Below are 7,751 nucleotides of genomic sequence, written 5' to 3' on the forward strand. Positions count from 1 at the left end.
GCGTCGACCAGGGCACAGAACTCCGCGCGCGCGGTCGCTTGCGCGAGCAAAGCGAGCAAAAGGGAAGTTCGTCCGGAGGAAACCGGCCCGATGATCTCGGAGAGCGCGCCGCGGGGCAGGCCGCCGGTGAGCGCGTCCACTTCCGGCACTCCTGTGGGCAGGCAGAGAGGCGCGGGACGCTCGCGCACGGTGAGCGCGGAAGGAACTCTTTTCTCCAGCGCGGCTTCGACCTGCGCCTTTACCAGGTGGAACTTCGCTGCTCCGGCGGGAAGCGCAGACAGGTCGGCCTTAGGCACTGCAAGGGGAGAAGCCATATATAAGGACCCCGATACCTTCAAATGAAATGCAGCCCGAGGATCCAGACCACAGACCGAACGGGCTGCAAGGTCGAAGGGAGAGGTATTTCGCCTTTTCTTCGCTTATATGGTCTTGGATTTTGCGCCTGATCTTTCCGGTTGTCAAGCCCCTTTTTCCAACCCTTCACCACGGAGGCACGGGGACGCGGAGGAATCTAGAGGCTTGAATTTTGAATTTCGAGTAGGTGCAAGTCCTGCTGCTCCTATTCAAGATTCAAAACTCAAGCTTCAAAACTCCGTGCCTCGGCGTTCTCGGCGGTAAAAGCTCTGCCTGTTAGAATCAAGGTTTCGTCATCGCCATGGCCGGCCGCAAGCACATGTCGGGTTCCGAGATCCGCGAGATGTTCCTGCGCTACTTCGAGCAGCAGGGGCATCGCCGGGTGCATTCGTCCTCGCTCGTGCCGGCGAACGATCCCACGCTGCTGTTCACCAATGCGGGGATGAACCAGTTCAAGGACGTCTTCCTCGGCCTGGAAAAGCGCGACTACAACCGCGCGTGCAGCTCGCAGAAGTGCGTCCGCGCGGGCGGCAAGCACAACGACCTCGAGAACGTTGGCTTCACCAGCCGCCACCACACCTTCTTCGAGATGCTCGGCAACTTCAGCTTTGGCGACTACTTCAAGCAGGAAGCCATCCAGTACGCGTGGGAGCTGGTCACATCGCCTGCGTGGTACGGCGTGGACAAATCGAAGCTCTACGCCACCATCTTCCAGGGCGAGCAGGGAATCCCGCGCGACGACGAGGCGGAAAAGCACTGGCTCGGCGTCGGCGTCCCCAAAGAGCGGATATTCGCCATGGGGATGAAGGACAATTTCTGGGCGATGGGCGATACCGGCCCGTGCGGTCCGTGCAGCGAGCTGCACATCGACCAAGGTGTCGAAGCCAGCGACCACAAAAATCCGGAGTGCGCTGCCGGCAAGTGCCGCTTCCCGTGCCCGCACGATTGCGGGCGCTACATGGAGATCTGGAACCTCGTCTTCATGCAGTTCGATCGCGACGCGGCCGGCAACTACAACCCGCTGCCCAAGCCCTCGATCGATACCGGCATGGGGCTGGAGCGCCTGGCTGCCGTGCTGCAGGGCGTGATCTCGAACTACGACACAGACTTGTTCAAGCCCTTAATGGAGTATGCGACGGGAGCGCTGCTGTCTCGAAATCCTGGGAAAACCCTGACGCACAATCCCAATGCGCCCTCGTTGCGCATAATTGCCGACCACTCTAGGGCATTCACATTCTTGATCTCAGACGGTGTTATCCCCGGTAACGAAGGCCGGGGCTACGTGCTCCGCAAGATCATCCGACGGGCAATTCGCCACGCTCGGTTAATGGGTGCCGATAACCCGTGCCTATTTGAGATGGTGGCCGGCGTAGCAGCCCTAATGAAAGACGCATACCCAGAACTTTTGACAAATCAACATCGGGTGGCTGAGGTGGTTAGACACGAGGAACTTCGGTTTGCCCACACGATCGCGGTTGGATTGGACCGCTTAGACAAAGATATTGGCGAGCTGGCAATTCAAGGTGGACGAACTCACAATTTGGAGCACCTCGCGAGCCGAACCAACCCTGACGATAAGGACGCTGTACAAACGCTTCTGGGGTTTCTAGCCGACAAAGGTGTTCAACTAACCTATCCCGGGGACAACGCTTTCAAGCTCTACGACACCTTCGGACTGCCATTCGATTTCATGATGGACGCGGCGCGCGACCAGGGGCTGCATTTCGATGTGGAAGGCTTCGAGCGCGCGATGCAAGCACAGCGCGAGCGGGCGCGCGCGTCGTGGAAGGGTGGCGCGGGCAAGGCGGCGGCGTCCCCGGTGCTCCGCGATTTGGCGAAGACCGTCTTCGAAGGCTATGCGCAGACGGAATCCACCGACTGTGAAGTGCTCGCCATCGTCAAGGGCGGCGCTGGAGTCAAAGAACTAAAGCCCGGTGAAGAGGGTGAGGTCGTGCTCGACCACACGCCGTTCTATGCGGACTCGGGCGGACAGGTCGGCGACGTGGGCTGGCTGCTCGACTCAGCGCGCAACGTGATTGCCGAAGTTCGCGGATGCACGCTGCCGGTGCAGGGTGTCCGCGCGCACCAAGTTATAGTCCGCCGCGGCGGACAGCCCATCGTTGTCGGCGATCGCGTGGTCGCGCGCGTCAATGCCGAAGTCCGGCAGCACACCATGCGCAACCACACCGCCACGCACCTGTTACATGCAGCCTTGCGCGAAGTCCTGGGCAAGCACGTGAAGCAGGCGGGGTCGCTGGTCGATCCGGCGCACCTGCGCTTCGACTTCTCCCACTTCACCGGCGTCGCCGATGAAGAGTTGCAGGACATCGAAGACCTCGCCAACAAGGAAGTGCTGCGCAACGAGAAGATCCAGGTCATCAACGACGTCCCCATCGACGTTGCGGTGAACGAGTACCACGCCATGGCGTTGTTCGGCGAGAAGTATGGCGAGCGCGTGCGCGTGATCAAGATCGGAGATTTCTCCACCGAGCTGTGCGGCGGCATCCACACCGGCGCGACCGGCGAGATCGGATTGATCAAAGTGCTGAAAGAAGGCAGCGTGTCTTCCGGCGTGCGGCGCGTCGAAGCCGTCACCGGCGAAGGCTCGCTACGCCACTTCCGCAAAGACCACGAATTGGAGAGTGTGGTCGGGACGTTTATTAGTACGGCCGTCCGCGGCGGCGAGCAGCAGTCGCCTGCGACAGCGCTGCGCGCGGAGCTCGATCGCCGCGACGAAGAGTTGAAGAAGCTGCGCAAGGAACTGGAACAATCGCGGATGAAGACGGCGGCCTCGGCCGTCTCCGCCACCGGCGACAGCGTGCGGACGGTGAAGGGCGTGAAGGTCGCGGTGCAGCGCGTGGAGAACGTGGACCGCAACCAGATGCGCGTGCTGGTGGATAACCTGCGCAACAAGCTGGGCTCGGGCGTGGTCGTGCTGGGTTCGGCGTCGCAGGAAGACGGCAAGGTCGCGATCGTGGTGGGTGTGACCAAAGACCTCACCGACCGTGTGCAGGCTGGCAAGATCGTGGGGCAAGTCGCGAAGAAAGTCGGCGGCTCGGGCGGCGGGCGTCCAGACATGGCCGAGGCCGGCGGCAAGGATCCCGCGCAACTTGACGCCGCACTCGACTCAGCTTATGCCGTGGTCGAGGCACTCCTCACGTAAGCCGGCTTCCCTGGTCGATTTCTCCTGACTCGATAGCCCCAGCGGACTAGAATCCCGCGCGATGAGTTTCTCTGCCCCACCGCGACCACCGCAGACACCGCGTCCACCCACGCCGCCGCGCGGATTCCAACAGCCCGTGCCACGCCGCGCTACGACATGGAAACAATGGCTGGGCGGAGCCATCGGGATCGCGTTCCTTCTCCGGGGCGGCTACCTGTTGATCGAGGCCGCGCGGCGCGTCCCGGCGTTCGGATACTTCTTCCTCGCGCTCGCGCTGCTGGCAGTAGCCTATGACGTCCTGATGCTGGTGCAGAGGCAGTCGATGTTGCTGCCGGTGAGCGCCGTCTTCGTGGCTGCCACCGTGCTCACCTTCGCACCCGACCTCGTCATCGGCGGGGTGTTGGCGCTGGTGACGGTGGCGGCTTATGCGGGCATCATGCTGCTGATCTCCGCTCGCCAGCGCGCGTGAGGTTTCCCGCGCGGTGGTTTAGTATTTCGGCCACTGAGAACTGAGAACCGAGAACTGAGAACTACTCATGGAACGCGTCCGCTTCATCACGCACAAGGGCAAGCAGGTGCTGCTGCTCGATTACCACGGGCTCACTGACGAGGCCGAGATGCTGGCGATGGTGGAGGAGCGCATGCGCCTCGTCACGGCACAGCCCAAAGGCTCGGTGCTCACCGTGGCGGATGTCGGCGGGTCACAGATGAACAAGGACGTCCTCATCAAGATCAAAGAAGCGAACGTCTACGACCTGCCTTTCGTGCGGCGCGCGGCGCTGGTCGGTCTAGACGCGAAGCAGAAGCAGCAGTTGGAAGCGGTGGAGACGTTCTCGCATCATCATCACCAACTCTTTGCTACGCTCGCCGAGGCGCTGGATTGGATCGTGGAAGAGGAGAAGCCTTAGCCGGCAAGAAGATGGATTAGGTCGCGCGGCGCTGGGCCTCGAGAAAGGGTGGGCGGCCCGCCAAAACATATGGATGGAAGATTCTCAGGTCAGGTCGTTTTGCTTGCGGGCGGTACGGGAGCGCTCGGCCAGGCCGTCAGCCTGGCGTTTCTGGCAGAGCTTGCCAAAGTTGTGGTGACGTACCGTCACGCGGATGAATTCGCCGCCTTGCAGAAGGCCGCGGCCGCTCATGCTTCACGACTGGAAGGTTTTCGAGTCGACGTCACCGACGAGACCGCCACACGTCAATGCGTCGAGCAGATATCCGCGCAGCACGGCCGCCTCGACGTGCTGGTCAACGCGGTGGGCGCCTATGCCGGCGGCACCGCGCTCTGGCAGACGGACGCAAAAGTCTTTGACACCATGCTGGCGCTGAATCTGCGCTCCGGCTTTGTGTTGGCGCGCGCCGCCGTGCCGGTGATGTTGAAGCAAGGCAGCGGCGCGGTCGTGAACATCGCGTCCCGCTCGGCACTCGATCATGCGGCGGGAGCGTTTGCCTACGCCGCATCCAAGGCCGCTGCTGTCGCCATGATCGATTCGCTGGCAGCGGATCTCAAAGGCACCGGGGTACGCGCTAATGTACGCGCTAATTCCGTCCTCCCGAGCGTGATCGATACCCCCGCCAACCGCAAGTTCATGCCGGGCGCTGACTTCAGCAAGTGGCCCAAGCCGGAAGCGATAGCGCGCGTGATCCTCTTCTTGTGCAGTGAGGACGCAAAGCTCATCAACGGAGCTTCCGTGCCGGTATATGGGGACGTCTGAGGGCGGGTGGCCAGGTAACCGTTCGCCGGTGTGGCGCGAGCAGGCGCAGGATCTACCGCTCTCTGCCAGATCGATGCTGCCCGCTGCGAAGGAGCGGTCGCTAACCGCCGTTGACGCGCCTCCCGCAACCACCTAACATACAGTTCCCGCCGGAAAATCCGGGCGCTCCCATGATCAACAAAACAGTCGGACACTATCGCGTCATCGAACGCCTTGGCAGCGGCGGCATGGGTGTGGTCTACCGCGCCGAGGACACCATGCTCGGCCGTGATGTCGCCCTGAAGTTCCTGCCGCCGGAAGCCGTGGCCGATCAGGCCGCGCTCGACCGCTTTCTGCGTGAGGCGCGCGCCTCCGCCGCGCTCAACCATCCGCACATCTGCACCATCCATGAGGTAGAAACCTTCGACGGCCAGCCCGTCATCGTCATGGAATACCTCGAGGGCGAATCGCTGAAGGCGCGCATCGAGCGTGATTCCATCCCCGCCGACGAGCTCCTCGCCTTCGCCATCCAGATCGCGGAGGGTCTGCAGGCAGCCCACGCCAAGGGCATCACGCATCGCGACATCAAGCCTGCCAACATCTTTCTCGGACTCTCGGGTCAGGCCAAGATCCTCGATTTCGGACTGGCCAAATTCACGACCGCGACCCGGCGACAGCACGCTGGCGCCGGCGGCGCCGCAATCACCCTCGACTCCGAAGGGCTCACCTCGCCCGGCTCCGCCATCGGCACCATCGCCTACATGTCGCCCGAACAGGCTCGCGGCGAGGAACTCGACCCGCGCACCGACCTCTTCTCTCTCGGCGCCGTGCTCTACGAGATGTCCACCGGCCAGATACCCTTTCCCGGCAACACCTCGGCGGTGATCTTCGATGGCATCTTGCATGGCACCCCGCGTCCGCCGCTCGAGCTCAACGCCAAGCTGCCGGCCGAGCTGGAGCACATCGTCAGCAAGGCGCTGGAGAAGGACCGCGACCTCCGCTACCAATCCGCCTCCGAACTCAAGAGCGACCTGAAGCGGTTGAAGCGCGACCTCGATTCCAGCGCGCGCCAACCGGCGGTGAAGGCATCGTCGGCCAGCAGCGCGGCCGCTGAGCCGGCGCAGGCGGAGAAGTCTCTTGCCGTCCTCTACTTCGAGAACCTCAGCGGGACCAAAGATGACGAGTACTTCCGCGACGGCATGACCGAGGACATCATCACCGAACTCTCGAAGATCGCGCGGCTCAAGCTGTTCCCGCGCTCCGAGGTGCTTGCCTTCCGCGACAAGCCGGTCACCGCGCCCCATGTCGGCCAGCAGCTCAACGCTCGCTACGTGCTCGAAGGCAGCATCCGGCGCGCCGGCAACCGCGTGCGCATCACCGCGCAGTTGGTCGAGACCGGCACCCGCCACTCCGTCTGGGCGGAACGCTACGACCGCCAGCTCGAGGACCTGTTCGCCATCCAGGACGAGATTGCCCGCAGCATCGCCCAGGCTCTGCGCATCACGCTCTCACCCCAGGAAGAGAAGACGATCGCGCGCAAACCCACCGAGAACGCCCAGGCCTACGACTTCTACCTGCGCGGCCGCAGCTACACCCGCCGCTTCGAGCTCGACTTCGCGCTGCACATGATGGAGCAAGCCATCAAGCTCGATCCCAACTTCGCGCTCGCCTATGTGGGTACGGCGTGGATCTGCGGCGTCATCATCGAGTTCCGCGACAAGGACCCGAAGTGGCTGGCCAAGGGCATCGCGGCCTGTGATAAGGCGCTCAACCTGGAGCCGCAGCTGCCCGAAGCTCTGGCCGCGCGCGCCCGCCTCTTCTTCGCGGAGGGGAAACACGAGGACGCCATCCGCTACGCGCGCACCGCCATCGCGCTGCGGCCCGACTGTGACGGCGCCTACGACGCTCTCGGCCGCGCCCTCTTCTCTTCCGATCGCTACGCCGAGGCCGCCGACATCGCCGACAAAGCCCTCGAGGTCAACGGCGACGATTACAACACCTACATCCCTTACTACAACTCGCTGCAGCGCATGGGCCAGACCGAGCGCGCCCACACCGTCGCCGTGCGCCACGCCACCGTGCTGGAGCGGCAACTCGAGCTCAACCCCGACGACGTCCGCGCCCGCATCCTGCTGGCCGCCCGCTTCGCCGAACTGCAACGCGGCGATGAGGCGGTGCAGCATCTCCAGGTCGCTGCCGCCCTGCGCCCCAACGACACCAACGTCCTCTACAACGCCGCCTGCACCTACGGCCTGTTGCAGCGCAAGCGCGAGGCGTTGGACGCGCTCAAGCAGGCCCTCGATGCCGGCTTCGGCAACCACGATTGGGCCGCCCGCGACCCCGATCTCACCTGCCTCCACAACGACCCCGAATTCCTGGCGCTGCTCAAACGGGCATGACCTGCCGGGTGCCCCACGTAAATGTGGGTGCCCCACACAAGCTGGTTTTGCTTGTGTGGGAGAAGAGTTCTACTTATCGCAGCTCTGCTTCGTTGCGCGCGGGCCTTCGGCAGAGTGGAAGCTTGCCCGCCACGGCGACCTCGGAGG

At 63.4% G+C, this 7,751-nt stretch carries 6 protein-coding genes; 5 read left to right on the forward strand and 1 reads right to left on the reverse strand.

Features of this window, described 5'->3' with window-relative positions; all coding sequences use genetic code 11:
- A partial coding sequence (locus tag M3P27_08825; protein MDP9268410.1) for a hypothetical protein occupies positions 1-296 on the reverse strand: 296 nt, incomplete at its 3' end.
- 359 nt (positions 297-655) lie between these two features.
- On the opposite strand from M3P27_08825, the gene alaS reads away from it, so the two are divergent.
- The 5 genes from alaS (at position 656) to M3P27_08850 (ending at position 7,604) form a co-directional block, all read left to right on the forward strand.
- Complete coding sequence (alaS, locus tag M3P27_08830) at positions 656-3,517, forward strand: alanine--tRNA ligase (GenBank protein ID MDP9268411.1); 2,862 nt, start codon at positions 656-658, stop codon at positions 3,515-3,517.
- Positions 3,518-3,578: 61 nt separating this feature from the next.
- Entirely contained in the window at positions 3,579-3,986 is a 408-nt protein-coding gene (locus tag M3P27_08835) for a hypothetical protein (protein ID MDP9268412.1), read from the forward strand.
- A gap of 67 nt (positions 3,987-4,053) precedes the next feature.
- Complete coding sequence (locus tag M3P27_08840) at positions 4,054-4,425, forward strand: hypothetical protein (protein ID MDP9268413.1); 372 nt, start codon at positions 4,054-4,056, stop codon at positions 4,423-4,425.
- A 69-nt stretch (positions 4,426-4,494) separates the two neighbouring features.
- Positions 4,495-5,226 carry an SDR family NAD(P)-dependent oxidoreductase gene (locus M3P27_08845; protein MDP9268414.1) on the forward strand — a complete coding sequence of 244 codons (732 nt, stop codon included), beginning with the start codon at positions 4,495-4,497 and terminating at the stop codon, positions 5,224-5,226.
- Between the two features lie 170 nt (positions 5,227-5,396).
- Positions 5,397-7,604, forward strand: coding sequence for a protein kinase (locus M3P27_08850; GenBank protein ID MDP9268415.1), 2,208 nt, complete (start codon positions 5,397-5,399; stop codon positions 7,602-7,604).
- Positions 7,605-7,751: the final 147 nt, after the last annotated feature.

The sequence above is a fragment of the Acidobacteriota bacterium genome (assembly GCA_030774055.1).
Classification (GTDB): domain Bacteria; phylum Acidobacteriota; class Terriglobia; order Terriglobales; family Acidobacteriaceae; genus JACPNR01.